At 62.5% G+C, this 26,330-nt stretch carries 26 protein-coding genes; 21 read left to right on the forward strand and 5 right to left on the reverse strand.

Annotation, left to right across the window (positions count from 1 at the left end):
• Positions 1-294 precede the first annotated feature (294 nt).
• Complete coding sequence (locus FGD77_RS11430) at positions 295-1,749, forward strand: catalase (RefSeq protein ID WP_255009692.1); 1,455 nt, start codon at positions 295-297, stop codon at positions 1,747-1,749.
• Between the two features lie 157 nt (positions 1,750-1,906).
• Positions 1,907-2,335 (forward strand): CHRD domain-containing protein, encoded by a 429-nt coding sequence (locus FGD77_RS11435; protein ID WP_255009694.1) that lies wholly within the window; start codon positions 1,907-1,909, stop codon positions 2,333-2,335.
• 175 nt (positions 2,336-2,510) lie between these two features.
• On the opposite strand, the gene FGD77_RS11440 is transcribed toward FGD77_RS11435, so the two are convergent.
• Entirely contained in the window at positions 2,511-3,320 is an 810-nt protein-coding gene (locus FGD77_RS11440; RefSeq protein WP_255009696.1) for a DeoR/GlpR family DNA-binding transcription regulator, read from the reverse strand.
• Between the two features lie 140 nt (positions 3,321-3,460).
• Here FGD77_RS11440 and FGD77_RS11445 point away from each other — a divergent pair, with 140 nt between their 5' ends.
• The 14 genes from FGD77_RS11445 to FGD77_RS11510 all read left to right on the forward strand — a co-directional run bounded on the left by FGD77_RS11445 (position 3,461) and on the right by FGD77_RS11510 (position 14,879).
• Positions 3,461-4,741: an aminotransferase class III-fold pyridoxal phosphate-dependent enzyme gene (locus FGD77_RS11445; RefSeq protein WP_255009697.1), complete on the forward strand. Its 1,281-nt coding sequence runs from the start codon at positions 3,461-3,463 to the stop codon at positions 4,739-4,741.
• Entirely contained in the window at positions 4,738-6,273 is a 1,536-nt protein-coding gene (locus FGD77_RS11450; RefSeq protein ID WP_255009699.1) for an aldehyde dehydrogenase family protein, read from the forward strand. Before FGD77_RS11445 ends, FGD77_RS11450 begins: the two co-directional genes overlap by 4 nt.
• Entirely contained in the window at positions 6,270-6,881 is a 612-nt protein-coding gene (locus FGD77_RS11455; protein ID WP_255009702.1) for a hypothetical protein, read from the forward strand. Before FGD77_RS11450 ends, FGD77_RS11455 begins: the two co-directional genes overlap by 4 nt.
• Positions 6,881-7,327, forward strand: a complete 447-nt coding sequence (locus tag FGD77_RS11460; protein WP_255009704.1) for a hypothetical protein — start codon at positions 6,881-6,883, stop codon at positions 7,325-7,327. The genes FGD77_RS11455 and FGD77_RS11460 overlap by 1 nt, the downstream gene beginning before the upstream one ends.
• Positions 7,324-7,596: a EutN/CcmL family microcompartment protein gene (locus tag FGD77_RS11465; RefSeq protein WP_255009705.1), complete on the forward strand. Its 273-nt coding sequence runs from the start codon at positions 7,324-7,326 to the stop codon at positions 7,594-7,596. The genes FGD77_RS11460 and FGD77_RS11465 overlap by 4 nt, the downstream gene beginning before the upstream one ends.
• A gap of 12 nt (positions 7,597-7,608) precedes the next feature.
• Positions 7,609-7,887: a BMC domain-containing protein gene (locus FGD77_RS11470; protein ID WP_255009707.1), complete on the forward strand. Its 279-nt coding sequence runs from the start codon at positions 7,609-7,611 to the stop codon at positions 7,885-7,887.
• A 21-nt stretch (positions 7,888-7,908) separates the two neighbouring features.
• A complete protein-coding gene (locus FGD77_RS11475; RefSeq protein ID WP_255009709.1) occupies positions 7,909-8,538 on the forward strand; it encodes a hypothetical protein in 630 nt (209 codons plus the stop codon).
• Positions 8,539-8,627: 89 nt separating this feature from the next.
• Positions 8,628-9,761 carry a PotD/PotF family extracellular solute-binding protein gene (locus tag FGD77_RS11480; protein WP_255009711.1) on the forward strand — a complete coding sequence of 378 codons (1,134 nt, stop codon included), beginning with the start codon at positions 8,628-8,630 and terminating at the stop codon, positions 9,759-9,761.
• A 68-nt stretch (positions 9,762-9,829) separates the two neighbouring features.
• Positions 9,830-10,933, forward strand: a complete 1,104-nt coding sequence (locus tag FGD77_RS11485; protein WP_255009713.1) for an ABC transporter ATP-binding protein — start codon at positions 9,830-9,832, stop codon at positions 10,931-10,933.
• Complete coding sequence (locus FGD77_RS11490) at positions 10,930-11,781, forward strand: ABC transporter permease (RefSeq protein WP_255009716.1); 852 nt, start codon at positions 10,930-10,932, stop codon at positions 11,779-11,781. Before FGD77_RS11485 ends, FGD77_RS11490 begins: the two co-directional genes overlap by 4 nt.
• A gap of 1 nt (position 11,782) precedes the next feature.
• Positions 11,783-12,583 (forward strand): ABC transporter permease, encoded by an 801-nt coding sequence (locus FGD77_RS11495; protein ID WP_255009719.1) that lies wholly within the window; start codon positions 11,783-11,785, stop codon positions 12,581-12,583.
• A gap of 23 nt (positions 12,584-12,606) precedes the next feature.
• On the forward strand, positions 12,607-13,377 hold the full coding sequence (fabG, locus tag FGD77_RS11500) for a 3-oxoacyl-ACP reductase FabG (protein ID WP_255009721.1): 771 nt from the start codon (positions 12,607-12,609) through the stop codon (positions 13,375-13,377).
• Between the two features lie 65 nt (positions 13,378-13,442).
• Positions 13,443-14,453: a phosphotransferase enzyme family protein gene (locus tag FGD77_RS11505; RefSeq protein WP_255009724.1), complete on the forward strand. Its 1,011-nt coding sequence runs from the start codon at positions 13,443-13,445 to the stop codon at positions 14,451-14,453.
• Between the two features lie 204 nt (positions 14,454-14,657).
• The gene (locus FGD77_RS11510) at positions 14,658-14,879 is read left to right on the forward strand and encodes a hypothetical protein (RefSeq protein WP_255009726.1); all 222 of its coding nucleotides are present in this window, start codon (positions 14,658-14,660) and stop codon (positions 14,877-14,879) included.
• 30 nt (positions 14,880-14,909) lie between these two features.
• Here FGD77_RS11510 and FGD77_RS11515 read toward each other — a convergent pair whose 3' ends face one another.
• Positions 14,910-16,061: a lytic murein transglycosylase gene (locus FGD77_RS11515; RefSeq protein ID WP_255009729.1), complete on the reverse strand. Its 1,152-nt coding sequence runs from the start codon at positions 16,059-16,061 to the stop codon at positions 14,910-14,912.
• Between the two features lie 420 nt (positions 16,062-16,481).
• On the opposite strand from FGD77_RS11515, the gene FGD77_RS11520 reads away from it, so the two are divergent.
• The 4 genes from FGD77_RS11520 to FGD77_RS11535 all read left to right on the forward strand — a co-directional run bounded on the left by FGD77_RS11520 (position 16,482) and on the right by FGD77_RS11535 (position 21,695).
• A complete protein-coding gene (locus FGD77_RS11520) occupies positions 16,482-18,464 on the forward strand; it encodes a nucleoside-diphosphate sugar epimerase/dehydratase (RefSeq protein ID WP_255009730.1) in 1,983 nt (660 codons plus the stop codon).
• A gap of 135 nt (positions 18,465-18,599) precedes the next feature.
• Positions 18,600-19,253 (forward strand): protein-L-isoaspartate O-methyltransferase, encoded by a 654-nt coding sequence (locus tag FGD77_RS11525; protein ID WP_255009732.1) that lies wholly within the window; start codon positions 18,600-18,602, stop codon positions 19,251-19,253.
• Between the two features lie 33 nt (positions 19,254-19,286).
• The gene (locus tag FGD77_RS11530; protein WP_255009734.1) at positions 19,287-20,744 is read left to right on the forward strand and encodes a TolC family outer membrane protein; all 1,458 of its coding nucleotides are present in this window, start codon (positions 19,287-19,289) and stop codon (positions 20,742-20,744) included.
• A 72-nt stretch (positions 20,745-20,816) separates the two neighbouring features.
• Positions 20,817-21,695, forward strand: a complete 879-nt coding sequence (locus FGD77_RS11535; RefSeq protein WP_255009736.1) for a hypothetical protein — start codon at positions 20,817-20,819, stop codon at positions 21,693-21,695.
• 209 nt (positions 21,696-21,904) lie between these two features.
• On the opposite strand, the gene FGD77_RS11540 is transcribed toward FGD77_RS11535, so the two are convergent.
• Positions 21,905-22,225: a DUF6280 family protein gene (locus FGD77_RS11540; protein ID WP_255009738.1), complete on the reverse strand. Its 321-nt coding sequence runs from the start codon at positions 22,223-22,225 to the stop codon at positions 21,905-21,907.
• Between the two features lie 217 nt (positions 22,226-22,442).
• On the opposite strand from FGD77_RS11540, the gene efp reads away from it, so the two are divergent.
• Positions 22,443-23,006, forward strand: coding sequence for an elongation factor P (gene efp, locus FGD77_RS11545; RefSeq protein WP_255009740.1), 564 nt, complete (start codon positions 22,443-22,445; stop codon positions 23,004-23,006).
• Between the two features lie 87 nt (positions 23,007-23,093).
• Here efp and FGD77_RS11550 read toward each other — a convergent pair whose 3' ends face one another.
• Both FGD77_RS11550 and FGD77_RS11555 read right to left on the reverse strand, forming a co-directional pair.
• Positions 23,094-25,112 carry a capsular polysaccharide biosynthesis protein gene (locus tag FGD77_RS11550; RefSeq protein WP_255009741.1) on the reverse strand — a complete coding sequence of 673 codons (2,019 nt, stop codon included), beginning with the start codon at positions 25,110-25,112 and terminating at the stop codon, positions 23,094-23,096.
• A complete protein-coding gene (locus FGD77_RS11555) occupies positions 25,112-26,254 on the reverse strand; it encodes a polysaccharide biosynthesis/export family protein (protein ID WP_255009744.1) in 1,143 nt (380 codons plus the stop codon). Before FGD77_RS11555 ends, FGD77_RS11550 begins: the two co-directional genes overlap by 1 nt.
• Positions 26,255-26,330 lie beyond the last annotated feature (76 nt).

Raw genomic sequence — 26,330 nt, forward strand, 5'->3', positions numbered from 1 at the left:
TTTGGAGGTCCCGACCAGCGGCGCCCTTATCTCGGCGGCGCCCTGCGGGACGATGGACCCTTGGGTGCCGCATTGGACGTAGATCACCACCTTGGCTAATGCGCGCAATTGCGGCAGGATCAAAGACGCCGACCAGAGGATCGCACAGCGCCCCTGTCTGACGCGGTCGAGGATCGCGGCTTGGACGCCGACGGATCCAAAGTGATGTTTGCGGGTTTCTGTCTTGCCGATAAGGGCGAGTCCACGAACCCGGGCGCCGGACTGACGCGGCATGGAGTAAAAGGAGAATTGAGGATGACGAAGGACACCAAAAGGCCCACCACGACCGATGCGGGCATCCCCGTCGCCAGCGACGAACATTCGCTGACCGTTGGCGCGGACGGCCCTATCGTGCTGCACGATCACTACCTGATCGAGCAGATGGCCGCATTCAACCGCGAGCGTATCCCCGAGCGTCAGCCCCATGCCAAGGGCGCGGGCGCCTTTGGCCGTTTCGAGGTGACGCAGGACGTCAGCAAATACACCAGGGCGGCGCTGTTTCAGCCCGGCGTCACAACCGATGTGCTGGCCCGCTTCTCGACCGTTGCGGGCGAAAGCGGTAGCCCCGACACGTGGCGCGACCCGCGCGGCTTTTCGCTGAAATTCTATACCAGCGAAGGCAATTACGACATGGTCGGCAACAACACCCCGGTGTTTTTCCTGCGTGATCCGATGAAATTCCAGCACTTCATCCGTTCGCAGAAACGACGCGCGGATTCGGGCCTGCGCGATCATGACATGCAGTGGGATTTCTGGTCGCTCTCGCCGGAATCGGCGCATCAGGTCACGTGGCTCATGGGTGATCGCGGCATCCCCAAAACGTGGCGCAACATGGACGGGTTTTCCAGTCACACCTACATGTGGGTCAATGCGGATGGCGAAAAATTCTGGGTCAAATACCACTTCAAGACGGATCAGGGCATCGAATGCATGACCCAGGCCGAGGCCGACAAGATGGCTGGCGAAGATGGCGACTATCACCGCCGTGATCTGTTCAACGCGATCAAGGAGGGCGATCATCCCAGCTGGACACTGCATATGCAGGTCATGCCGTTCGAAGAGGCGCGCACCTATCGTTTCAACCCGTTTGACCTGACCAAGGTCTGGCCGCACGCGGATTATCCGCTGATCGAGGTCGGCAAGCTGACGTTGGATCGCAACCCGACCGATTTCCACACCGAGATCGAGCAGGCCGCGTTTGAGCCGAGCAATCTGGTGCGCGGCATCGGCCTGAGCCCGGACAAGATGCTGCTGGGGCGTGGGTTTGCCTATGCCGACGCGCATCGCGCGCGCCTTGGCGCCAACTACAAGCAGATCCCCGTCAACCGGCCGCAATCGCCCGTTCACAGCTATAGCAAGGACGGCGCGATGCGGGTCCAGAACGTGTCGGACCCGGTCTATGCGCCCAACTCCTACGGGGGGCCTGCCGCGGACCCGTCGCTTACCGATGACGCAGGGCAGTGGTACGCCGATGGCGATATGGTGCGCCAGGCCTATACGCTGCGCGAGGATGACGACGATTGGGGGCAGGCGGGCACATTGGTGCGCGATGTCATGGATGACGCCGCACGTGATCGACTGGTCGGTAACATCGTCGGCCACCTCAAGGGCGGCGTGTCGGAGCCGGTCCTGAAGCGTGCGCTCGAATACTGGCGTAATGTGGACAAGACGCTGGGCGAGAGGGTCGAGAAAGGCGTCAGGGGCGGCTGAACGCGCCTTTGATTGGTAAAAGCCCTACCGCCAATCACGGACCGCGCACCTGAGTGCGCGGAATTCCGCCTTCGCCGGGTCAAAGTAGGGTGCGCCGGAAACTTTGAGCGGCCTCAGCTGTTGGGTCATTACGCCTTAATGGAAAGGAGCATTAATCATGCTTATGCCGAATTTCAAAAACACGGCGATCGCCGCCGCTGCCTGCACGGCTCTCGCGCTTCCGGTCTTTGCGGAAACAGTGAACTACACCGCCGATCTGACAGCCGGGGCCGAGGTTCCGCCGAACGACAGTTCCGCAACAGGCACCGCCGACGTGACCGTTGATACCGAAGCGAAAACGGTATCGTGGACCGTGACGGTCGAAGGCCTGACAGGCGATCCGGTCGCGGCGCACATCCACGGACCGGCCGAAGAGGGTGAGAATGCGGGCCCCGTCATCAACATGTCCGATGCGATCATGGAGGGAAGCGGCGACATCACCGAGGACCAGATCAGCGAACTGGATGATGGCAAATACTATGTGAATATCCATACGGAGCAGAACCCGAATGGCGAAATTCGCGGTCAGTTGTCAAAGGCAGAGTGATCGCCACATACCGCCACGAGACATGCCCTCCCCCCGGAGGGCATGTTTTTTTTGGTGCCAAGGCGCGGTATTCTTTGGCTCAATTCAATTTTCCGCTTCAGCGCCCCTCATGCACAGGGATCTTACGAGATGGAAGTTTCTGCTGCGAAGCCGCGCGCCCCTAGGCGTGCGGTGTTCACAGTTGTTGGACCGCCTCGGTCGTAGTGTGGTGTGTTGAGGCATCGCTCAGCGTGATCTCGGCGCCACCCGCGTCGATCGCGTCGCGTAGGTCGGTGTCGGGGGTGGCATCGGTGACCAAATGGATATCCTCGGTCCACCCGGTGATATATTTCAGCGAGCGGCGGTCGAACTTTGACTGATCGGCCAGAATATAAGTGGTTTGCGCGCTTTCGATCATGGCGCGGTAGACTTCGGCGGGGCCGAGCATCGCCTCGCTTACCCCGCCGACATCAATCGCCGAGGCGCCCATGAATGCGATTGGCGCGTGATACCGGCGTATGGCGGTCAGGGTTTCGGGGCCGGTCACCAGCCCCTCCTTGCCGTCGAAGATGCCGGGCAGGCACATGATCTGGATTTGCGGATTTTCCGACAGTTCGGCCGCCACCCGAAACGCGGGAGTCAGAACGGTCAGCCGCCGTGTGGTGCTGCGCAATGCACGGGCAAAATGCAGAGTCGTCGCGCCGCCCCCGATAAAAATCGTTTCCGCGTCGCCGATCAATGTCATGGCCGCGCGCGCAATCGCTTGTCGCGGCTCTGTAAACTGGTTCAGACGTTCCGCCAGATGTGGCTCGGAGACGTGGCCGCGCACCGCGCCGCCGTAGGTTCGACTGATCCGTCCGGCGTTGTCCAGATGGGTCAGGTCGCGCCGTATGGTTTCCGACGATACGTTTAGGGTTGTGGCCAATTCGCTGACCCGCATGGCCGGATTCCGGTCCAGCGCTGCGAGGATCTGATCCTGCCGCCGTGTCTTTTTCGAAAATGCCATCTGCGCACCCCATCTGACGTATCACCTTTATAACCGGGCATTTGACCGTGTCACGGATCAATAATGACCGACTTACCACAAAATAAGTTGCCAGGGCCATATTAATGGATCAAGCTAAAGGCAACTGGAGGGAATCACGCGTGTTCAACTACGGATTTTTCAGCTTCGACTCCAAAGACGACTTGCTTAAAAAGGCCGCCGAATACTGGAATCCGGGCAAGGTGCAGTTCTGGAGCGATGCCGGAACGCCGATGGTGATCGACCGTCGCGAGGAGTATTTCCTGCATGACATGTCGGGCAAACGCCTGATCGACCTGCACCTGAACGGCGGTACCTACAATTTCGGCCACCGCAACGCTGAACTGGTGGCGACACTGAAATCCGGCCTCGATTACTTTGACATGGGCAACCACTGGTTCCCGTCTGTCGCGCGCGCCGCCTTCGCCGAAAAGCTGATCCAGACGGCGCCGCACATGCAATACGCCATCTTTGGCGCGGGCGGCGCCGAGGCAGTGGAAATCGCCCTCAAAACCGCGCGCTATGTCACCCAGCGCAAGAAAATCGTGTCGATCATCAAGGGCTATCACGGCCATTCGGGCCTGTCGGTCGCCACCGGGGACGAGCGGTTTTCCAAGATATTCCTCGCCGACCGGCCCGATGAATTCCTGAACGTGCCGTTCAACGATCCTGATGCGCTGGAGCAGGTGCTGAAAAAGGGCGATGTCGCCGCCTTCATCATCGAGACGATCCCGGCCACCTATGGCTTTCCCATGCCCGACGACGACTATCTGCGCGAATGTCACCGCATTTGCCGCAAATACGGCACGCTGCTGATCTCGGACGAGGTGCAGACCGGTCTGATGCGCACCGGCGTCATGTGGGGCTGGCAGGGCTACGGCATCCAGCCCGATATCATGGTGTGCGGCAAGGGTCTGGGCGGCGGGATTTATCCCATTTCCGCCTGCCTCGTGACCAAGGAATGCGGCGGCTGGCTGCACGAGGATGGCGCGGCGCATATCTCGACCTCCGGCGGGGCCGAGCTGGGCTGTATCGTCGGTCACAAGGTGATCGAGATGCTGGAGCGGCCCGAGATCATCTCGAACGTTCATTTCATATCTGAATTCTTTGCTTCTGCGATGCAGGAAATGATGGCGCGCCACAGCGATATCTTTGTCGGTGTGCGCCAGCGCGGCGTCGTTCTGGGGCTGGAGTTCGACCACCCCGAAGGCGCTGTCGCGGTGTCGCGCGCGCTGTATGAAAATGGCGTCTGGGCAATCTTCTCATCGCTGGACAAACGGGTGCTGCAGTTCAAGCCGGGCGTGATGCTGGGCGTCGATGTGTGCCAGGAAATCATGGACCGCTTTGACGCCGCCATGCCGCGCGCCAGACAACTGATGAAAACGATGAGGACAGCCGCATGAGCGCCGATCCCAACGCCGCGCGTCTGGTCGTCCCCGACCCGCATATCGCCACCGCTCACATGAAAGTCAGCCGCGCCCATTGGGCCGTGCGCCGATTCGGCAAGGCAGACCGCGAGACGGTGCTAAGCGTCGCCGAGGCGATGGCGCGTGCCGGGCATGCCAAGGCCGGACATTACGCAGACTGGGCCGTGCGCGAGACAGGCTACGGTGTGGTCGAGCACAAGAAGATCAAGAACGAGTTCAGCACCCTGCCGCTGCTGGATTATTACCGCGATCTGGATCTGGTCAGCCCGCGTGTTCTGCCTGATGCAAAGATGGTCGAACTGCCGAAACCTGCCGGGGTCGTGTTCGCCCTGACGCCCGCGACCAATCCGATTGCCACGCTTTACTACAAGGCGATGCTGGCGATCCTCAGCCGCAATGCCATTGTGTTCAGCCCGCATCCGGCGGCGCGCGAATGCAGCGTCGATGCCGCGAAAACGCTGGCCGAGGCCGCCGAGGCCGCAGGCGCGCCCGCGGGCCTGATCCAGTGCATCGAACATCCGTCGGTCTCGCTGGTGCAGGAGATTATGGCCTCGGACAAGATCGCAGTCATCATGGCGACAGGCGGCGGGCCGATGGTGCGCGCGGCCTATTCCTCGGGCAACCCCGCGATGGGGGTCGGGCCGGGCAATGCGGTGGCCTATGTAGATCCCTCGGCCAAGGTGGATGCGGCGGCAAAACGGCTGGTGGACAGCAAGAGTTTCGACAATTCCGTCCTATGTACCAATGAAAGCGTGGTTCTGACGCTTGAGTCCAATCGCGGTAACATGGAGCGCGCCCTGCGCAGTGCCGGAGCGCACCTGTGCAACGAGGCCGACACCGACAAACTGCGCGACTACCTGTTTACCGATCACGGCTTCAACGTTGCCGCCATCGGCAAATCCGCCGCCTGGATCGCCGATCAGGCGGGCATCCGCGTCAGCCCGTCGGCGCGTATCCTGGTGCCGGTCATCACCGCGCCGGGGCAGGATGATACGCTTTTCCGCGAAAAGCTGTGCCCGGTGCTGACGCTTGCCTCCGCCGTCGATTTCCAGCAAGCTATGACCATCGCGGCGCAGATCCTGAAACGCGGCGGCGGCCATTCGGCGGCCTTCCACGGCGAGGCGCCGGGCCGTCTGCTGCAATTTGCGAGCGCCTTGCCGGTCTACCGCGTGGTCGTCAACGCGCCCTGTAGCCAAGGCGCGGCGGGCTTTGCCACGCATCTGCCGCCGTCCTTCATGATCGGCACAGGCTTTGCCGGGCGTTCGTCGGTGGGCGAAAACGTGGGTCCGCAGCATTTGGTTCACTGGACGCGCATCGCCTATAACAGTGACGCATCGGTGCCGTTAGATCAGTTCGATCTGTCGGTGCTGGACAGCAAGATGCCGACCGCGCCCCGGCAGGCACATGTCGCGCCGCGCGCGCCTGCCGCCTTGCCGGAAACAGACCGTGACATGCTGCGACAGTTGATCCTCGAAGAGCTCAGAGGGCTGACCGGAGGCGATAAATGACCGATCTGCGCGCCTCTATCTTCATCGACCAGCTTCAGCCGCAAACGCTGGCCTACCTTTCCACATGGATGCGCGGTTCGCTGCCGCGCGCGCGGATGGCCGCCCAGATCGTCGAGATTGCGCCGGGCCTTGATGTCGAGGCGCTGACCGACGCCGTGCTGAAATCGGCAGATGTGCGCGCTGGCCTGCTGGTGGTCGAGCGTCAGTTCGGCACGCTTCAGTTTCATTCCCGCTCGACCGCCGAGGTGCAGGCGGGCGCGGATGCGGTGATGCGGCAACTGGGCCAGACCGCCGCGGATGTGGCGCCGCCGAAAATCCTTGCGTCGAAAATCGTCACCAATATCGAAAATCAGCATGCTTTCCTGATGAACCGCAACAAGATGGGCTCGATGGTTCTGGGCGGCGAGTCCGTCTACCTGCTGGAATGCCAATCGGCGGCCTATGCCGTTCTGGCCTGCAACGAGGCCGAAAAAGAGGCCGATATCAAGGTGATCGACATGCGCCCCATCGGCGCGAACGGGCGGCTTTATCTGGCGGGGACCGAGGCGGATGTGCGCAATGCGCGCAATGCTGCCGAGGGCGCGCTGCGCGCTGCGGGGGCTGACTGATGTCCGCATTGCGCGACGAGATACGCAGCATATTGCGCGAGGAGATCGCCGCATTACGCTCCCAAATCGCGCCGAGGCGCGCGCCCGAGCGTGTCCAGATAGGCGGCAGCGCCGATCTGGACCGCTTCGCCCGCGATCTGCTGATGCGCGCGCAAAACGACCCGGATTTCGCCGCCGCCGTCACCAGCGGCGCGCAACGCTTCGAGCTGTCGGGCGCGATGCCCGCACCCGCCAACACCTGCGCGCCGCGCATCGTCACCGGCCCGGCCAGCCCAACCCGCACCAAGGCGGCAGAACTGACCAAGACGCTCGTGACCGAGCGTGACATTGAGGCGCTGGACAAGGGCGCCAAGGTGCTGCGCGTGCCGAAACAATGCCGTCTCACGCCGCTTGCCAATGACGAGGCGCGGCGCCGGGGCATCAGGATCGAAAGGTTTGCAACATGATACGCGCAACCGTGACCGGTAAAATCTGGGCCTCGCGCCGGATCGAAACCATGCCGACCGGCGGATATCTGGAGGTCGAAACCGAAAGCGGCGCGCGCCTGATCGCGTTCGACCCGCTGGGCTGCGCCCCAGGCGAGGGGGTCCTGATCACCCAAGGGTCCGTTGCCGCCGCGTATTTCACAGACCGCACAGTGCCGATCGATGCGCTGATCATCGGCTCGATTGATGAAGAAACACCTAACAAATCCGGCAAAACCCGGAAAAGCTGAAGGAGAGACAAAATGGCAAATCTCGCACTCGGGATGATCGAAACCAAGGGTTATGTGCCCGCGCTGGCGGCGGCGGACGCGATGGTCAAGGCGGCGAATGTCGAAATCGTCGCCCGCAACGAGGTCGGCGGCGGTCTGGTGTCGGTCGTCGTGCGCGGCGACGTCGGCGCGGTCAAGGCCGCAACCGAAGCAGGCGCCGAGGCGGCGTCGCAGGTGGGCGACGTGACCGCCGTACATGTCATTCCGCGCCCCCATGCCGATCTGGGCAAGCATTTCGACGCGGCCAAATAATCCTAACGCCGGAGCATCTTGATGACTGAATTGCGCGTCTACCTGCCGATCGAGGATCTGCAACCGCAGTTCGCGGCCTATCTTTCGTCGCCCACGCGGGCGCGGGGATATCCGCCCTTTACCGGGCAGAATTCGCTGATCATCGAGGTGGCTCCGGCGCTGGCGATCCACCGCATCACCGATCTGGCGCTGAAGGAATCGCCGGATATGGAGCCGGGGATTCTGTTCACCGAACGCCAGTTCGGCCTGCTGGAACTGCACGCCGACGACATGGCCGATGTCGAGGTGGCGGGCCGCGCCATTCTTAAAGGGATCGGCGCCAAGCCCGAGGATCAGCTGGCGCCCACGATCCTCTATCATGACATCATCGAGGATCTGTCGGATCAGCATGCGATCATCCTCAACCGGTCGCGCGACGGGTCGATCCTGGTGCCGGGCGTGGCGCTGCTGATCTACGAAATGGCGCCGGCGCTGTTTGCCTGCGTCGCGGCGAACGAGGCCGAAAAGGCCGCTCCGAATGCCATCCTCAACGACGTTCAGATGATGGGCGCGACGGGCCGGATTTTCATGTCCGGGTCGGTCGAGGACATGAAGGTGGCGCGCGCCACCATCACCGCCTGTCTCGAAGGGATAAAAGGACGAAAGAAGTAGGACGACCCCGCCGGGCCAAGGCACGAAGCGCCGCCAGAGCGCGAGGCCACCGGCATCACCGATAACTAACAATCTCGGGAGGATTGACCATGACACTTTCAAGACGACAGTTTGCTGCCGGCGCCGGTGCGCTGCTGGGTGCGGGCAGCCTGATGGGCGCGCGTGCGGCCCATGCCGCGCGCAATGATGAACTGAACATCCTGTGCTGGGAGGGCTACAATTCCGATCAGGTGCTGGGCCCATACCGCGACAAGCATTCGGACGCCACCATCCGCGCCGAAAGCGGCACGTCAGACCCCGACATGATCAACAAGCTGCGCGCCGGCGAGGTGCGCGTGTGGGATCTGATCAACGTCAACCAGCCTTGGGCGCGCAATCAGCTTTATCCCGAAGGCCTTATCAAGCCGATGGATAAGGACCGCTTCATGCCCTATTTCGACAAGATGCTGCCGGAATTTTCCGAGCCATATCCGCTGGCCTTCGCGGAAAACGGCGACCTTCTGGGCATGCCCCAGCGCTACGGCCCGTTCTCCTTTGTGGTCAACACCGACAAGATCAGCCGCGAGACGGCCGAGGACGAGGGTTGGAACCTCTTTTTCGACGAAAAGATGAAGGGGCGATACGGCGTCCTGACCTATGACAACTGGAACATCATCCACATGGCGATGGCCGCTGGCCTGAACCCGTTCCAGGCGATCGAGGGCGACGATCAGGCCAAATTCAAGTCGACTGCCGAACAGATTTTCGGCAATGCGCGCCTGCTGACCGACGATCTGGTGGCGATGAACACCGCACTGATCAACGGTGAAATCGACGCCTATTTCACCGGCGGCGTCTATACCGCTTCGCCCGCGCGTTTCGACGGGCTGACCAATGTGCGTGCGATCACGCCCAATTCCGGCCCTGTCGATGGCAAGGGCGGTTGTGTCTGGGTCGAATTGACATCGGTGGTGAACAATCCCGATCCAACCAATCTGGCGCAGGATTTTCTGGAATTCGTGCAAACGCCTGAAATCGCCCATGCGGTCGCCTTTACCGAGGGCACCTACAACCCCGTCGCACAGATGGGCAATGACGAGGTCATGGCGCTTTTCACCGAGGATGAACTGGACGCGATCCAGATGGACAGCCTGTCCGAGGATATGGCGAAATCCGCCGATTATCAGGTGGTCACGTCCTATTCCGCGCTGATCGACATCTACACGCAGGCGCGCCGCAGCTAAGCCGCGCGGGCAGGGTGGCGGCATATCCGCCGCCCTGCACCCATTCCTTACAGAGTTCGGAGACTTAGATGCCTGCCAAACCCATTTTGCGCCTCAAAAACGTCCGCAAGGTTTTCGGGCGCTTCACGGCCCTGCATGGCATCGATCTGGACATCGAGGAGGGTGAATTTTTCACCATCGTCGGCCCGTCGGGCAGCGGCAAATCGACCATCATTCGCCTGCTGGTCGGCATGGACGAATTGACGGGCGGCGAGGTCTGGTTGCGCGACAAGCGCATCGACCAGACCCCCGCCAACCTGCGCCCGACCTGCATGGTGTTCCAGTCCTTGGCGCTGTTTCCGCATATGTCGGTGGGCCAGAATATCGAATTTCCGCTCAAGTTGCGCAAGATCGACCCGGCCAAGCGGAAGGCGCGCGCGCTCGAATTGCTCAAGCTGTTGCACCTGCCCGGCAGCTACTATGACAAGCGCGTCACCGAATGTTCGGGCGGCGAGCGGCAGCGCGTTGCGCTGGCCCGTGCGCTGGCCTTCGACCCCGAGATCCTGTTCTTTGACGAACCGCTGTCGGCGCTGGACTACCGCCTGCGCAAGAGCCTGGAAAAAGAACTGAAGGATCTGCACGCGCGCACCGGCAAGACATTCGTCTACATCACCCACAGCCTCGAAGAGGCGATGGTCATGTCCGACCGCATCGCCATCATGAAGGAAGGCCGGTTCGAGCAGATCTCGGACGCGGACGAAATCTATTCCAGGCCGGTCTCGCGTTTTGTCGCGGAATTCATGGGCGAGGTGAACCTGTTTGACGTCACCGCCACGGTCGGGCGCATCGAGGGCACCGGGCTGACCGCCGCGCAAGGGGCCGCGACCGAAGAAATGGCCGCCCGCGTCGCGGCTGCGCACGGCGCGACCCTGATGATACGGCCCGAATATGTGCAATTCCTGAAGGATGGTGAGAGCGCTGATTTCGAGGTGTCCGGCACGCTGCACGGCATCTATGCACTGGGATCACGCATCCATTACGAGATCAAGACCGAAGGCGGCCAGATCCTGACCGTCGAAAAGCTGCGCGAGGATCGCCATGACGGGCGCGAGGGCGATCCGGTGCGGCTGGGCTGGAGCGCGGCAAGCGCGCATGTGATCGAAGAGCCCGCCATCGAGGAGCAAGTGGCATGAAGCGTCTCGACAGCAAACTGGGCGCGCTGTCGTCGCTGCCGATGCTGGCGGTTCTCGCGCTGGCCTTTATCGCGCCGCTGGGGTTGGTCGCGGTCTTTTCCATCATGCCGGAAAAGGTGTTCAGCATTTTCAACATGCCCAATTTCGCGGCGTTCAAGACGATGGCCGAACAGGGCTATTACAAATCGCTGCTGTGGTCGCTGTTCATGGCGTTCGCCGCGACGACGATCCTGTTCGTGATCTGCTGGCCGCTGGCCTACGGCATGGCCAAGGTGTTCAAACGCTTTGCGCTGGTCATCATCATCGCCGTGGTCACGAGCCTGTTCGTGTCGGAAAACATCCGCCTTTTCGGCTGGGTTCTGACCCTGATGAAGGGCGGGCTGTTCGAGGGCTATCTGCGCCACTGGACCGGGGTCGGGTTCGAAAGCCCGCTCTATAACGTGGGCATCATCATCTTCGGCATCGTCTATGTCTATCTGCCCTTCATGCTGTTTCCGCTGGCCCAAGGTATTTCCATGGTGCCCGAGGACGCACGGCAGGCGGCGCGCGATCTGGGGGCGACGCGCTGGCAGGTGTTGACGCAGATCGACCTGCCGCTGGCCGCGCCGGGGATCATGGTGGGGTATCTGCTGACCTTCGTTCTGGCCGCCGGCGCGATGGCCGAGGCGAAAATTCTCGGCGGGCGCGCGGTGATCGTGATCGCCGACGACATCCAGACGGCATTCACATACGGCCAGAACTGGTCGCTGGGCGCGGCGCTGTCGATGGTGTTGATCGTGCTGATCGGAACGCTGGCGATCTATGGCATCGCCAAGATCGACCTGGACAAGATTATGGGCAGGGGCTGACATGGAAACATCCCGCACCACCCGCATCGTGCTGATGATCTACGGCATCGGGATCATCGCGTTTCTATATCTGCCGCTGGTGTCGGTCGCTTTCGCCTCGGTGTCCAAGGCCCGCTACCTGACATTCCCGATCCGGCGCTATTCGACCGGTTGGTTCACCGACGCGCTGGCCAGCAAGGAAGTGCACATGCTGGCGATGACATCGCTGAAAATCGCGGTGATCGTCACAATCCTGTCAATGATCATCGGCTTTTTCGGCGCTCTGGCCTTTGCGCGCTATCAGTGGCGCTACCGCTCGCTGTTTCAGAAACTGGTGCTTCTGCCGATCTTTTTCCCGCAAACGGTGCTCGGGTTGGCGCTGCTGATGTGGTTCAATTCGCTGGGGATCATCCCATCGTGGAAAACCGCCATCGTCGCGCATCTGGTCTGGATCGCGCCCATCGCCACACTGATTGTCGCCATCCGCGCCTACAGTTTCGACCCCGCGCTGGAGGAGGCGGCCCGCGACATGGGCGCGTCCACCCCCGTCATCCTGCGCGAGATCACGCTGCCGCTGTTGATGCCGGGCATCGTCGCGGCTGGCCTGTTCTCGTTCCTGCTGAGCTGGGGTAATTTTCCGCTGTCGCTGTTTACGACGGGCGCGGATTCGACACTGCCGGAATGGCTCTATGCGAAAATGGTGTCGGGCTATTCGCCGCTGGTGCCGACGCTGGGCATCCTGTCGGTCATCGGCTCGTTCGTGATAATCATCGCCGCCTTCGCGGGGCTGGCGCTCTACCGGGTGCTGCGCCCGCAAAAGTAATTACGGCATCAAGGGAGGAAATCATGCTGACATCCATCAAGGGCAAAAGCGTCATCGTCACCGGTGGCTCCAAAGGTATCGGGCGCGGTATCGCGCAGGTCTTTGCCGCGCAGGGGGCAAAGGTCACGCTGATCGCCCGCAACGAGGCCGCGCTGAAGTCAGCGGCCAGCGATATGGGCGACAATGTCCGCTACGAGATCGCGGATGTGGGCGACTGGGACGCGATGAAAAAGGCGGTGGACAGCACCGCCAAGGCGCAGGGCGGGCTGGACATCATGTGCGCCAACGCGGGCTATTTCCCGCAGACCAAGATCGCCGATATGGACGTGGACGAATGGGACAGCGTCATGGCGACGAACCTGCGTTCATCCTTTCTGGCGGTCAAGGCGTCGATCCCCTATTTCGAGAAGGCGGACAAGGGCCGCGTGATCCTGACATCGTCGATCACCGGCGCCGTCACCGGGTTTCCCGGCTGGTCGCATTACGGCGCGTCCAAGGCCGGGCAGCTCGGCTTTCTCAGGACGGCGGCGATGGAGCTGTCGCGCTACAACACCACCATCAACGCGGTGATGCCCGGCAACATCTACACCGAAGGGCTGCAAGGGCTGGGGCAGGAGTATCTGGATACGATGGCCGCCTCGATCCCGCTGAAACGCCTTGGCGCGGTTGAGGATATCGGAAACGCCGCGCTGTTTTTCGCCTCCGACGAGGCGGGGTATATCACCGGCCAGCAGATTATCGTCGATGGCGGTCAGATCCTGCCTGAATCGTTGGAAGCGATCGAAGAAATTTAAGGCCGACCGGGGTCCCAGATGGGTGCGGCCCCGACCATCAGCAGACCACGACAGAGGGACCGACGATGCAAACCGATATGCCGCTTGCAGAACTCCTGACACATCTGGACAGGCTCGCGCAGCAATCGCTGGCCCTGTGGGAGATGCCGCCGAACGCACGCGCGCGGTTGATAAACGTATCCGAAAACGCCACCTATCTGGTTGAAGCCGACGGCGGTTACAAGTCCGTCCTGCGCATCCACCGCGAGCAATATCACACCCGCCGCGCCATCGAATGCGAGCTGGCATGGATTACGGCGCTGAAGGAGGCGAAGGCCGTTGTCACCCCGGACGCCTATTCGGGAAAGGATGGCGAAATCATTCAGGAAGCGCGCATAGACGGTTTGGAAAATCCGCGCTTCATGGTGCTGTTCGAATTCGTCGAAGGCGTGCAGCCCGATGAGGCCGGTGATCTGGAAGGCCCGTTCGAGGAGCTGGGCGAGATCGCGGCGCTGACGCATGAGCAGTCAAAACTCTGGCCGCGTCCCGCGAATTTTGAACGTCTGGTGTGGAACGTTGATACGGTTTTTGGCGACACCCCCAACTGGGGCAATTGGCGCGATGCGCCGAATGTGACGCCTGAGATTGCAACGGTGCTGGAGGCCGTCGAGGTGCGCATACGCGCGCGGTTGGATGCATTCGGCGCCGGCAAAGATCGCTACGGGCTGATCCATGCCGATATGCGGTTGGCGAACTTGCTGACCGGGCCGGGCGGCACCCGCCTGATCGATTTCGACGATTGCGGTTTTGGCTGGTTTCTCTACGATTTCGCAACTGGCATCAGCTTTATGGAGGATGATCCGCGCGTGCCTGCGCTCAAGGCCGCATGGGTGCGGGGCTATGAAAAAATGCGTCCGCTAAGTGATGTCGAAAAGGCCGAGATCGACACGTTCGTCATGCTGCGCCGCATGGCTTTGCTGGCATGGATCGGCAGCCATATCGAGGCGCCAGAACCGCAGGCGATGGCGGCCGATTTCGCGCGCGTGACGGCCGAGCTGGGCGCCGACTGGCTGGCGAAAACGCCGACCCAAGGGTAAAGTCTTTTCGCCTACTCCTGAATCCGAAAGCGGAAAAGGCTCACGCGCCTTCTGTCGTTGCGGGCGCACCACAACCGATCCGTGGTGGGAACCGAGCGGGGCGTCGCGCGGTTGAGTGATTGCAAAGGCATGGGCCGCGAAAGCGCCGTTGGCGCCCGATCCGTGGGCCGTGTTCGTGTCGATTACCTCTGTAGGAGACGTGCCATGATTCAACTCACCCCTTCATCTGCCGCGCAGGTAGGCGGCCCCGATAATCCCGGCCCCTTGAACCCCGGTATGCCGGACCCGGCCCCACCCCCGACCGAGGTGCCGAACGATCTGCCACCAGAAACAGTGCCGCAACCGCCTCAGGAGGCACCGCAAGATTTGCCGAACGAAGCTCCGCCGCAGCCCCCGCGCGAGGTGCCCGGTACGGGCGTCGCATAGCGTGGCGCCTCGAGGCAGGGCCCTATCGCGTCATCCCAGACTGCGCAGAAGTTGCGGCGACGGCACACCGGTCACAGGCTGGCCGGTGCTTGATTGGTAGGCGCGGATCGCGTCCTCGGTCTTGGACCCGATCACGCCGTCGGCGCCTTCGGTGTCAAAGCCGCGCGCGGTCAGGCGCTGTTGCAATCTCACGCGGTCCGGTTTGGTCATTCCATTCGCATCGGGCGGAAAGCCGGACCGCAGCGGACCCGCGCCGCCGATCCGGTCCGCCAGATGCCCGACGCCGATCGCGTAAGAGTCGGAATTGTTATAACGCTTGATCGCATTGAAATTTCCCGTCACGGCAAAGCGGGGGCCGCCCGGTTGTGGCTGAATGATACGCCCGCTGGCCGATGCGCCCGTTACCTCGTGCCCCCATTCCAACCCGCGCGTCCAGCCATTGCGCGACAGATACGCGGCGGTCGACGCCAGCGCATCGGTTGGGTCCTCGGACCAGATATCGCGCCGCCCGTCGCCGGTGAAGTCCACGGCGAACAATTCGTAGGATGTAGGGATGAATTGGGTGTGCCCCATGGCACCGGCCCAGCTGCCCACCATGCGATTTGCCTGTATGTCGCCGTTTTGGACGATCTTGAGCGCCGCGACCAACTGTTTTTCGAAAAACGCCCCGCGCCGCCCGTCATAGGCCAGCGTCGAGGTGGCCGAAACGACAGGCACGTTGCCGCGCCGCTCGCCATAAAAGCTCTCCAGGCCCCAGATCGCGGTGATGATCCTCGCGTCGACGCCATAGCGATTCTCCAGCGCGCCCAGCGTTGCGCGGTGGCGGGCATAGGCGGCGCGCCCTTTGGCCACACGCTCGTCCGATGCGGCGATGGCCAGGTAATCCTCAAGGGTGCGGCTGAATTCGGTCTGGTTGCGGTCGCGCTTGACGACGCCCGGCAGGTAGCCCGCCCCGCGAAATCCCTGGTCCAGCGTGCTGGCGGAGATGCCGTAGCCGCCCGCGCGCGCCCGAAACCCCACGACCCACGCATCATACCCTGCGTTTGGCACGGGGCGCAGATCGCTTGCCAGTGGCGCGGCCGCCGTTGGCGCGCCTGCGCCGCCCAACCCGCGCATGTCGCCGCAGGCCGTCAGGCCGAGGGCCGCGATACCGATTCCGAAATGTCGCCGTGTAATGCTCATTATTCTGCCCGCTTGTTGTTTTTACGCCTCGTGCCCAGCATAGAGCAGCAACGCATGCGACAAAAGCGGACAGCGCAGGCTTGGCCATAAATCCGCTTGAGGCCCCACCTTCGCGCCGATATGAGGACTGTAGGCACAGGACAAACCGGGGCGCAGTGCCGTCTGACGCAGATAAGAGGCGCGTGCTGGGTCGCGCGGCTGATCCGCGGTTTCCTGCCCGTCGTACCCCTTTGGGTTGTATCACCTGATGAAATGGCGCAAGAACCGAAGACAATACTGGCCCAGAATCGTGGACGGTTCCGCTATGCTCATATCGAAGAACCGCAGGGGATCCGCACGGACCTCAGTAATGGCGCTCCGATTGTCTGGATCGGGGATTTCAAAGACGACGCCGCGTGAACGGAAGGTCGCAGAAGCGAAATGGCACATGTAATGCTGGATGGCGGCCTGACCCATCTTTTACAGTTGAAGCGCGCGCACAAGCGTGTGCTGCAACTGTTTGCGGACGCTATTTTGCTGATCCTGAGTTACCTGGGCGCAACCTTGTTCAGTGGCACCGAATTTGGTGTCATCGGGACGGTGGATTTCTGGCTGGCATCAGTGATCTTCGTGCCCGTCAGCCTGCTGATATTTGTGCGGCTGGGATTTTATCGCGCCGTCGTACGCTATGTGTCGATTCAATTGCTGATGACCATTCTGGCGGGTGTGCTGGCATCGGCGTCGGTGATGCTGGCGGCGGTCAACCTGATCCAGGTTCCCCTGACATGGAGCGTGGCGGCGATATATGCGCTGATCGCGATGTGCGTGCTGGGCGGTCTGCGCATGTCCTTGCGCGAGCTTTTACAACGCCACATATCCGAAGGGTACACAGCCATCGTGATCTACGGCGCGGGCAGATCGGGGCGCCAGCTGCTCAGTTCCCTGCGCGAAACGTCGGAATTCATCCCGGTCGCCTTTGTCGATGACGCGGTTGAACTGCAGGATTCCGAGGTGGGCGGCATCCGCATCCATGATCCGGCGCGCCTCGCAAAGCTGATCCAGATCCATGGGGTCAAGGTGGTTCTGCTGGCGGTTCCCAGCGCCTCGCGCGCCGAACGGCGCGCAATCGTCGAGCGGCTGGAGACGTTGCCGGTGCGGGTGCAGACCATTCCCGGCATGTCCGACATCGTGTCAGGCAAATCCCGCGTGAACGACCTGCATGACGTCGCTATCGAGGATCTGCTGGGCCGCGATCCCGTGCCGGGGCTGGATCCGCTGATGAAGGGCAACATTCAGGGCAAGGTGGTATTGGTCACGGGCGCCGGTGGGTCCATCGGTAGCGAATTGTGCCGCCAGATCATCCAGCAGGACCCTCATACCCTGATCTTGTGGGAGTTGTCCGAACTGGCGCTATACACCCTCAACAACGAGCTGACCGAAGTGATCGAAGCGCAGGGGCTGAACATCCGGCTGGTGCCGCTGATGGGATCGGTGCAAAATCCGGGCCGCATTTTATCGGGGCTTCAGCGGTTCGCGGTTCAAACCATCTACCACGCGGCCGCCTACAAGCATGTTCCGCTGGTGGAGCAGAACGTCGTCGAAGGGCTGCGCAACAACGTGTTTGGCACCAGGGTGATTGCAGATTCGGCTATCGCGGCCGGGGTCGAGTCGGTGATCCTGGTGTCATCGGACAAGGCAGTGCGCCCGACCAACATGATGGGCGCCTCCAAACGTCTGGCCGAACTGGTCTGTCAGGCTGCTGCTTTGCGCCAATCCGAGACAGTGTTTTCAATGGTGCGTTTCGGGAACGTTCTGGGCTCGTCCGGGTCGGTCATTCCCCGGTTCCGCGAGCAGGTGGAACAGGGTGGCCCGATCACGGTGACGCATCCGCGCATCACCCGCTATTTCATGACCATCCCCGAGGCTGCGCAACTGGTCATTCAGGCCGGCGCGCTGGCGACGGGGGGCGACGTGTTCCTGCTGGATATGGGCGAGCCGCTGAAGATCGTCGATCTGGCAGACCGGATCGCGCGGCTCAGCGGTCTGACGCCTTATCTCGTCCCGCAGGGCGAGGAATGGCGCGACGCCCGCAGCGCGCAAGACAAGAGCAAAGGTGACATCGCCATCTGCTTTACCGGGTTGCGTCCCGGTGAAAAGCTGTACGAAGAGCTGCTGATCGGCGAGGATGCGACGCCCACGCTGCATCCGCGCATCCTGACGGCCAGCGAAATCTGCATTTCCCCCGACAGCCTGGATATTCTGCTGGATCAGGTGCTGGCCGCCTGCCAGGCGCAGGACATCACCGAGCTGCGCCGCATCATCACCGCCGCGCCCCTCGGGTATCGCCCGTCCGGCCCGGCTGCCGATCTGCTGGGGGCTGAACGCATGCCCCCGCCGCGTCTGGCGCGCACCGCTGCTGAATGACGCGGGCCTGCCGGGGGCAGGGCGTGCTGTGATCCCTTTGTTGCAACACTTCGGCCCGGCACGCAGTGCAGCGTTGCCGAATGTGCGCAACTGTGTCAAAACCAACCTCGATAATCCAGAACGCACGAGTTTCCCATGACCGATTACGCAGCCCGCCGCATGATGATGGTGGACACGCAGGTCCGACCTGCCGATGTGACCAAGTTTCCGGTCATCGATGCAATGCTGAGCGTGCCGCGCGAGGCATTCGTGCCCCGCGCCATGCGCGAGGCGGCCTATGTCGGCGAAAACGTCGACCTGGGAGGGGGCCGCGTTGTCCTGGAGCCGCGCACGCTGGCCAAGATGCTGGATGTGCTGGATATTCGCGGCGATGAGCTGGTCCTCGATATCGGCAGCGCGATGGGGTATTCCTCCGCCGTCATCGCCCGCATGGCCGAGGCTGTCGTTGCCGTCGAAGAGGACGAGGCGCATGGCGCCGAGGCGCAATCGCTGCTGCTGGAGCATGGCGCCGACAACGTGGTCGTCCATACTGCGCCGCTGACGGATGGCGCGGCCGAGCATGGGCCCTATGACGTTATCGTGGTTCAGGGCGCCGTCGAAGAGGTGCCCACCGTGCTGATCGACCAGATCAAGGACGGTGGCCGTATCGCCTGTCTCTTCATGGAAGGGGCGCTGGGCGCGGTGCGGATCGGCTATAAATCCGGGGGGAAGATGACGTGGCGCTTTGCCTTCAACGCGGGCGCGCCCGTGTTGAAGGGGTTCCAGAAACAAGCAGCGTTCACGCTGTAACCACAGTACGGCCCTTTCGGGAAGGATGGCATGATGATCAATTCCACGGAAATTGCGCAGCAGCGCCCGGTTCGGACCTTTGGCGCAGGGCTGCGCAGGACGCTCGTGGCCGGGGCCATGGCACTCGCCGTGCCGGTCGCGGTATCCGCCGATACGTTGGCAGATGCGCTGGCCGGGGCCTACAACACCAGTGGCCTGCTGGAGCAGAACCGCGCTCTTCTGCGCGCGGCTGACGAGGATGTCGCGGGCACCCTCGCAGGGCTACGTCCGGTCATCGGCTGGAGTACGGATATCAGGCGCAGCTATTCCAACAGCTCCGGCGTCGCCGGTCTGGCCGGCGTGCGCGGCACCAGCAGCGGGGCTACGAACCTGAATGCCGGTATCACCGCCGAATGGCTGATCTATGATTTCGGGCGCACGCGCCTCAGCACCGAGGCGGCCAAGGAAATTGTCCTGTCGACCCGCCAGAACCTTGTCAGTATCGAGCAGCAGGTTCTTCTGCGGGCCGTTCAGGCCTATATGGATGTGCAACGCAACACGCGCTTTGTGTCGATCCGGCGCAGCAACGTGGGCGTCATCAGCGAATCGTTGCGCGCCGCGCGTGACCGTTTCGAAGTGGGCGAAGTTACCCGCACTGACGTCGCGCAGGCCGAGTCGCGTCTGTCACTGTCGCGCAGCAACCTCGCGCAGGCCGTAGGAGATCTGGAGCGCGCGAAAGAGGAATACCTTGCCGTCGTCGGCAATGTCCCGCGCAATATCAATCAGCCGCGCAGTCTGCCAGCGCTGACCCGGACGGAAGAGACCGCAAAACAGATCGCCTTGCGCAACCATCCTGACATGCTACGTGCGCAGCATGACGTGGCTGCGGCCAAGCTGAACGTGCTGGTCGCCGAGTCGGCGATGAAGCCGCGCGTCACGCTGAATGCGGCGATCGGCGTGACCGAGCGGCTAAACGGTAACTCTGCAGGCCAAACGGGCGAATTTGGGGTTCAGATCGGTGGTCCGATCTATCAGGGCGGGGCGCTGGCCTCGGCCAAGCGGCGCGCATTCGCACTGAGCGACGCACAACTGGGTATCCTACACCAGACGAAGGACCGCGTCCGCCAGAATGTCGGCAATGCCTACGCGGTTCTCGAAGCCGCTCGCGCCTCTGCCGCCGCCACTGCCGAGGCGGTCCGGGCGGGCCGCGTTGCCTTTGACGGTGTCAACGAAGAGGCCACGCTGGGGGCGCGTACCACGCTGGACGTGCTGAACGCCGAGCAGGAATATCTGGACGCGCAGGCTGACCAGATCTCGGCGCAGGCCGACGTGATCATCGCCTCCTATGCCGTTTTGGCAACGATGGGCGAACTGACAGTGCGCGATCTGAACCTGGCCGTTCAAACCTACGATCCTGCTGCCTACTACAATCTTGTCAAGGACGCGCCTGCCGCACTCAGCGAGCGGGGCCAGTCGCTGGACCGGGTGCTGCGCAAGATTGGAAAGCAGTAAAACTGCGCCTGTCTGTTGTGCGGATGGGCCGCTGCCGGTAGACTACGGATCGTGGCAAGAGTGGTAGAAACAATGTCCGATCCTGTGACTAGTGTGGAAATCGAAGATGTCCTGTCGTCGATCCGGCGGCTGGTATCCAACGACGAGCGGCCCAAATCTGTGACAGCGGCGACAGACGCGCCCTCGCATGTCGCGTCAGAGCGCCTGGTGCTGACACCTTCCTTGCGAATAGATACTGCGGCGCCGAATCCAGCCAATCACGGGCCCGAGGGCGCGGCGAAGGCGCGATCGGGCGCGGATGGGCCTGAGGTTGCCGCAGCCGCCACAAGGCTACCGACTTACATCGCACAGCAAGAAGACGCACGTGATGACGGGGTATTGAGAATCCCGGAGAAGGTCAGCATCCTGCCCGGAACGAGTGCGGTCGGTGGCCCCGCAAGGCCCCAGCCCTCCCGTGACGCCAAGGCCGAATTGAGGGCCCGTGTTGCGGAATTGGAAGAGGTCGTTTCCCGTCAAGGCGATCAGTGGGAGCCTGACGGCGCATCGCCAGACGCAAATTCAGGCAGCACGGGCGCCCCGCTCCCTTGGGAGGAGTGTGTACGGGGGCTGGATGACGACACGCAGGAGGGCACGGTAGCAGAAGACGCGGTTGACGCGGCGCTTCGCAATCTGGCCGCCAAGCCGCGTAGTGCGCCGAACGATGTGGTCGACGCCTCTGATACCTTCAGAGCCGATGACAGTTTGGGCGTTGATACCCCTGAGAAGGGTAGCGGTCGGAATGTTCTGGCGGCGGGTAGCGGAGTTCTGGACGAGGCCGCCTTGCACGATCTGGTCGCCGATATCGTCCGCCAAGAGCTACAGGGCGCGTTGGGCGAGAGCATCACGTGCAATATACGCACACTGGTACGCCGCGAAATCCAGCGCGCGCTGGCCAGTCAGGAAGCGCAGTAAGGCGCGCCTTCCAGTCGGGCTTGTCGATCAAGGGCAGAGCGAAATGCGATAGGGCCAGAACCTCGTCCGGCGAGGTCGATCCTGTGCGCGCGTATTAGAAAACTGGTTCACTCATGCTATTCGCCCGAGCCCCGCTTGACGCTGGACGTCAGAATCGCAAAGCCCCGCGTCAAGCGGGGCTCGGCCAGACGTGACGGGATTTTATCCCGTCAGGCAGCTTCAGCTTGGGCGGCGGCATTGCGACGCTCACTCTCTTCGCGCGACAGTGCGACGGAGGTGCGGACCCCTTTGGACACGAAATCCATCAGGCCGGACACGACACGCTCGTTCGGGTCGATCCCGGCGCAAGACAGAACCTCGCGCCCATCGCGCGAGCGCGCCCAGCGGGCGATCTGATCGGGGCCGTTGCCATATTTCTTGTCGTCGGAAATGGCGTCATCCAGTGCGGCCAGTACGACAGCCGCGAAAAGTTTACGTGCCCGATTTCCCTGCTCATTGTTGAAAGCGGCACCATCAACGAAATCTTTCATGATTCGTCCTTAATATTATTGCACTTGTGTTTTCGGCTTATCGTTGTGTATGGCGTAGTTCTTCTGATTCGGATAGAGCGCAGATGCATACCTTCTATGCGGCAATTGCATGGCTTCGACACCCATAGCACGACATGTCGTTGGCTTGCCCCTCTGCGTGTCCCCATATATAGGGTATGGCGAAATACCTTCAACCTTTCGTCAGGATTTTGACAAAATGCCCAAGATCAACGGAAACGAGATCCGCCCCGGCAACGTTCTGGAACATAACGGCGGTCTGTGGTCGGCCGTGAAAGTGGATCACGTCAAGCCGGGCAAGGGCGGCGCCTTTGCCCAGGTCGAGATGCGCAACCTGCGCAACGGCTCGAAATTGAACGAGCGGTTCCGCTCGGCCGACAAGGTAGAGCGCGTGCGCCTGGACCAAAAGGATCAGCAGTTCCTCTATGAGGTCGACGGGATGCTGGTTTTCATGGACAGTGAAACCTACGAACAGATCGAACTGCCGGTCGAGCTGCTGGGCGAGCGGCGCCCCTTTCTGCAAGATGGCATGACGATCCACATCGAATACCACGAATCCGAGGCGCTGAATGCGACGCTGCCGCAGAAGGTTACTTGCGTCGTGGTCGAGACCGAGCCGGTGGTCAAAGGGCAGACAGCCGCCAACAGCTTCAAGCCCGCGATACTGGACAATGGTGTCAAGGTGATGGTGCCGCCCTTCGTGGGGCAGGACGAAGCGATCATCGTCAACACCGAGACGATGGAATATTCCGAACGCGCGTAAGGCGGCAGCCGCCTGTAGGCGGGGCTGGCGTATGTTTGAAAAGATGGAAACGCCGCGTGGTCCCAAGGCCGCGCGGCGTTTTGACGGTCAGCGCCAGAGCGCAGCGCGCGAGGCGAAGAGGCCCTGAAGTTTCGACAACGCGCGGTTTGCCGGGCCGGGGCGGGGCAGGTTGCCGCTGGCCAGCCGGTCGAGCGCGACCTCGACCGGGCAGGGCAGGCCGGTGATTGGGTCGTGGTAGCGCGGATAGTCGATCAGCGTCGCATGGACAAGCCCGGCCAATGTGGGTCGCGCGCTGCGCCGGGTCGGGGTGCGCCCCAGATCGGTCGTCAGCCCCCAGCCTGCGAAAAAGGGCGCGCCGGTTGTCGTGACGGGCAGCCCGCGCATCAGCGCCTCGAACCCCATAAGTGACGTCATCGTCCAGACCTCCTGCACCTCGCGCAATAGCTGCGCCGGGTCTGATCGCGGCAGGATGAGATCGGCCAGGCCCTGCGTGTCGTCGGGATCGATAGCGCCAGCGCGCAGCCCGGCCTCCACATCAGGGTGTGGTTTGTAGAGGATCACGGCGCCCGGATTGGCGGCGCGGGCCGCGCGCAAAAGGGCGAGGTTGGTGGATATTTCACCGGCGCCGGTGCGGATCGAGGCATCATCCTCCACCTGGCCGGGCACCAGGATGCGATGCCCCTGCGGCAGGTCCGGGGCGCTGCCACCAAGGTTGTATTTGGTCGCGCCCTGCGTGCAGATCGCGGCGATCAAAGCCTCGGCACGGCGGGTCTGATCGGGGCGCATATGAGCGCGGCGGGTGATCCAGCCCTCCAGATCGCTGGGTTGGGCCGGATCATAGTATATGCCGCGTGTGTCGCAGACCAGGCTGAGGGGGGGAACCAGTTGCGCGCCCAGCCCGCGTGAGCGCAGGAAGCCATCCTCGACCCTTACGGCGCCATCCGGGGCAGTCCCGGCCTTGCCTGCCCAGACCATATGGCGGCGATCACTGCCATCGCTTGCGTGGAAGGACACCGGCCGATAGCGGCCGAAAATCTTTTGCAGCGGCCTGCGTTTCCACAGGCGCATGCCGTGCGCGCACCAGCCGCGCCGGTCCTCGCGCCAAGCGCGCGTTTCGGCCTCAAGCGTATCGATGGCCTGCTCGATTTGGCACAGGCTGCCGCGGAACGGATCGTACCATTTGGGATAGAGGATCATTGCCGCCGCAAACATCTGCGCCGGGCTGAGCGCGCGGCCCCGGCGCGGCAGGCCCAGAGGGTGACGATCGTCGGTCAGGCCCCATCCGGCATAGAACGGCCGACCAAAAACGCGGGGGCGGCGCCCGGCAAGGATCGCCTCGAACCCCATCTGACTGGAGACGGTATAGACGGCAATCGCGCCCTTCAGCAGGTTCCAGGGGCAGGCGGGATCGGTCAGGAGTGTCGTCCGCTCATCTGCATCGGCGGCGCTGAAATACCCCCTGCGATAGCCCTGCATAGTTTCGGGGTGCGCCTTGATGACGATGCGCGCGCCGGGGGTATCCGTCTGCGCGCAATGCAGCATTTCGCGAAATGTGTTGGCGTCCGCCCCACCAAGACGCACGGCGGCATCGCCATGGGTCTGATCGATCACCAGCACATAGCCCGGATCGGGGCAGGGCAGGCCCACGTCATGCGCGTTATATTTGCTCAGATGCGCCTCTTGCAGCCGGGCGATGGCGCCTTGTGCGCGGTTCATCAGCGTGGTGTCGTCCAGCGGATGGGTGGCCAGTATCTGCTCCAGATCCGACGGCGTGGATGCATCGAAATGGGCGCCCGCACCATCGATTAGAAGACCCAAGGGGGGGCTGCCCGCGCGGCCTGGGTGGACCGAACGCAACCAAGCATCCTCAATCCGGATAAGGCCCGCGCCGGTGCGCGCCGACACGGACTCGCCCCGCCGCGCATAGGGGCTGTGGCCCCAGACGGCGATCAGGTCATCCGCACCGGGCCAGCCCAACCGCATGTTGTACCCCGCCAGCGCCATGATCCGGCGCAGGCGGGGTTGGCGTAAAAAACCGCCGTTGAAATAGAAAACCCGCCGGCGCCCTTCGGCACCGGCGGGCTCTTGGCCGGTCGCGGCCTGCATTAGCTGCCAAATGCACTGCTGACGGTATCGATGTCGCTGACAATGCCGAGCGAGCCGGTAAGCGCGGCGATGACCTTGCTCCAAGTGGCAAAGGGCGCCTCGGTCACGTAGAGAGTGTCCTGATCACGAACCATGAAATCGCGCGCCGTAAAAATGCCGTCCGGCTTCGTCAGGTCCATCACGTAGACCATCCGCTGATCTCCGACCAGATCGTTCCGGCCCAGCACCTGATTGGCAATCGCCGCCGTTTCGTTGCGCATGATGAAAACGCCGGTGGGATCTGCCGCCGCGGCCTGAAGGCCACCGACCGTGGCAATCGCCTCGATCGCGGAAAGGTCCTGCGTCTGGAATGTCACGCGCGATTGCGAGCCGGTCGCGCCAAGCGCGGTAAAGGCGCGGGTATCCTGCTCAACCAGAATTCGGTCACCGCCGCGCAGGGCGATGTCGAATTCGGGATACTTGTAGAGGTCCTGAAACCAGACTTTGCTACGCGCGCCGCCGCGCAGGATGGTAATCTGGGCAACCTCGGCGGGGATGACGATGCCGCCGGCTGCCGATAGCATTGCCGACAGTGTACGCGTCGGCCGCTGGATAGGATAGACACCCTGTGCGCCGACCGAGCCGGCCAGCGATACGGTGGCGCCGTCACCGGCAAGGCGGCGGACTTGCACCTGCGGGTCTGGCGTCTGCTCGTCCAGCTTGGACGTGATGATCTGGCGGATCGATTCAGGTGTGTTGCCGGCAGCGCGAACGCGGCCCGCGTAGGGCACGAAGATAAAACCGCTGCCGTCGACCTGGACCTCTTCCAGCACGGACTGGTTTGCCGTCTCGCCCGTGAGAAGCCCGTTATCGACGTTTTCCCAGATGGTCAGGCCCAGCGTGTCGCCCGGGTTGATCGTGTCGGACCCAAGCCGACCAGCATTGCGGAATGTGTCGCTGAACCCAAGAGCGGGCTGGGCGGAGGTCACGCGCGTCACGTGGGAATTGACCGATACAATGTGTGACTCGCCAGATCGCTGCACGGATCCCGCATAAATCTGTTTCTTGTTGGGGCCTACTTGCGGAAGGCTACACGACGCCATCACCATGGCAATGGCAGCAAGGGCGACGGAGCGCGCCCACCGGCTTGTCTGAATGTTCACTGCTCGGTCTCCTCGACCTGAATTTCTGCCTCGGTCTTACTTGTAGCACCGTCAGCGGGACATATATCAAACGTCA

The sequence above is a fragment of the Roseovarius sp. M141 genome (assembly GCF_024355225.1).
In the GTDB taxonomy this organism is placed as follows: Bacteria; Pseudomonadota; Alphaproteobacteria; order Rhodobacterales; family Rhodobacteraceae; genus Roseovarius.

Excerpts from the sequence above, each read along its gene's own strand:
- FGD77_RS11430 (WP_255009692.1), top strand. The coding sequence starts at position 295 with ATGACGAAGGACACCAAAAGGCCCACCACGACCGATGCGGGCATCCCC.
- FGD77_RS11435 (WP_255009694.1), top strand. The coding sequence starts at position 1,907 with ATGCTTATGCCGAATTTCAAAAACACGGCGATCGCCGCCGCTGCCTGC.
- FGD77_RS11440 (WP_255009696.1), bottom strand. The coding sequence starts at position 3,320 with ATGGCATTTTCGAAAAAGACACGGCGGCAGGATCAGATCCTCGCAGCG.
- FGD77_RS11450 (WP_255009699.1), top strand. The coding sequence starts at position 4,738 with ATGAGCGCCGATCCCAACGCCGCGCGTCTGGTCGTCCCCGACCCGCAT.
- FGD77_RS11455 (WP_255009702.1), top strand. The coding sequence starts at position 6,270 with ATGACCGATCTGCGCGCCTCTATCTTCATCGACCAGCTTCAGCCGCAA.
- FGD77_RS11460 (WP_255009704.1), top strand. The coding sequence starts at position 6,881 with ATGTCCGCATTGCGCGACGAGATACGCAGCATATTGCGCGAGGAGATC.
- FGD77_RS11465 (WP_255009705.1), top strand. The coding sequence starts at position 7,324 with ATGATACGCGCAACCGTGACCGGTAAAATCTGGGCCTCGCGCCGGATC.
- FGD77_RS11470 (WP_255009707.1), top strand. The coding sequence starts at position 7,609 with ATGGCAAATCTCGCACTCGGGATGATCGAAACCAAGGGTTATGTGCCC.
- FGD77_RS11475 (WP_255009709.1), top strand. The coding sequence starts at position 7,909 with ATGACTGAATTGCGCGTCTACCTGCCGATCGAGGATCTGCAACCGCAG.
- FGD77_RS11480 (WP_255009711.1), top strand. The coding sequence starts at position 8,628 with ATGACACTTTCAAGACGACAGTTTGCTGCCGGCGCCGGTGCGCTGCTG.
- FGD77_RS11485 (WP_255009713.1), top strand. The coding sequence starts at position 9,830 with ATGCCTGCCAAACCCATTTTGCGCCTCAAAAACGTCCGCAAGGTTTTC.
- FGD77_RS11490 (WP_255009716.1), top strand. The coding sequence starts at position 10,930 with ATGAAGCGTCTCGACAGCAAACTGGGCGCGCTGTCGTCGCTGCCGATG.
- FGD77_RS11495 (WP_255009719.1), top strand. The coding sequence starts at position 11,783 with ATGGAAACATCCCGCACCACCCGCATCGTGCTGATGATCTACGGCATC.
- fabG (WP_255009721.1), top strand. The coding sequence starts at position 12,607 with ATGCTGACATCCATCAAGGGCAAAAGCGTCATCGTCACCGGTGGCTCC.
- FGD77_RS11505 (WP_255009724.1), top strand. The coding sequence starts at position 13,443 with ATGCAAACCGATATGCCGCTTGCAGAACTCCTGACACATCTGGACAGG.
- FGD77_RS11510 (WP_255009726.1), top strand. The coding sequence starts at position 14,658 with ATGATTCAACTCACCCCTTCATCTGCCGCGCAGGTAGGCGGCCCCGAT.
- FGD77_RS11515 (WP_255009729.1), bottom strand. The coding sequence starts at position 16,061 with ATGAGCATTACACGGCGACATTTCGGAATCGGTATCGCGGCCCTCGGC.
- FGD77_RS11520 (WP_255009730.1), top strand. The coding sequence starts at position 16,482 with ATGGCACATGTAATGCTGGATGGCGGCCTGACCCATCTTTTACAGTTG.
- FGD77_RS11525 (WP_255009732.1), top strand. The coding sequence starts at position 18,600 with ATGACCGATTACGCAGCCCGCCGCATGATGATGGTGGACACGCAGGTC.
- FGD77_RS11530 (WP_255009734.1), top strand. The coding sequence starts at position 19,287 with ATGATCAATTCCACGGAAATTGCGCAGCAGCGCCCGGTTCGGACCTTT.
- FGD77_RS11535 (WP_255009736.1), top strand. The coding sequence starts at position 20,817 with ATGTCCGATCCTGTGACTAGTGTGGAAATCGAAGATGTCCTGTCGTCG.
- FGD77_RS11540 (WP_255009738.1), bottom strand. The coding sequence starts at position 22,225 with ATGAAAGATTTCGTTGATGGTGCCGCTTTCAACAATGAGCAGGGAAAT.
- efp (WP_255009740.1), top strand. The coding sequence starts at position 22,443 with ATGCCCAAGATCAACGGAAACGAGATCCGCCCCGGCAACGTTCTGGAA.
- FGD77_RS11550 (WP_255009741.1), bottom strand. The coding sequence starts at position 25,112 with ATGCAGGCCGCGACCGGCCAAGAGCCCGCCGGTGCCGAAGGGCGCCGG.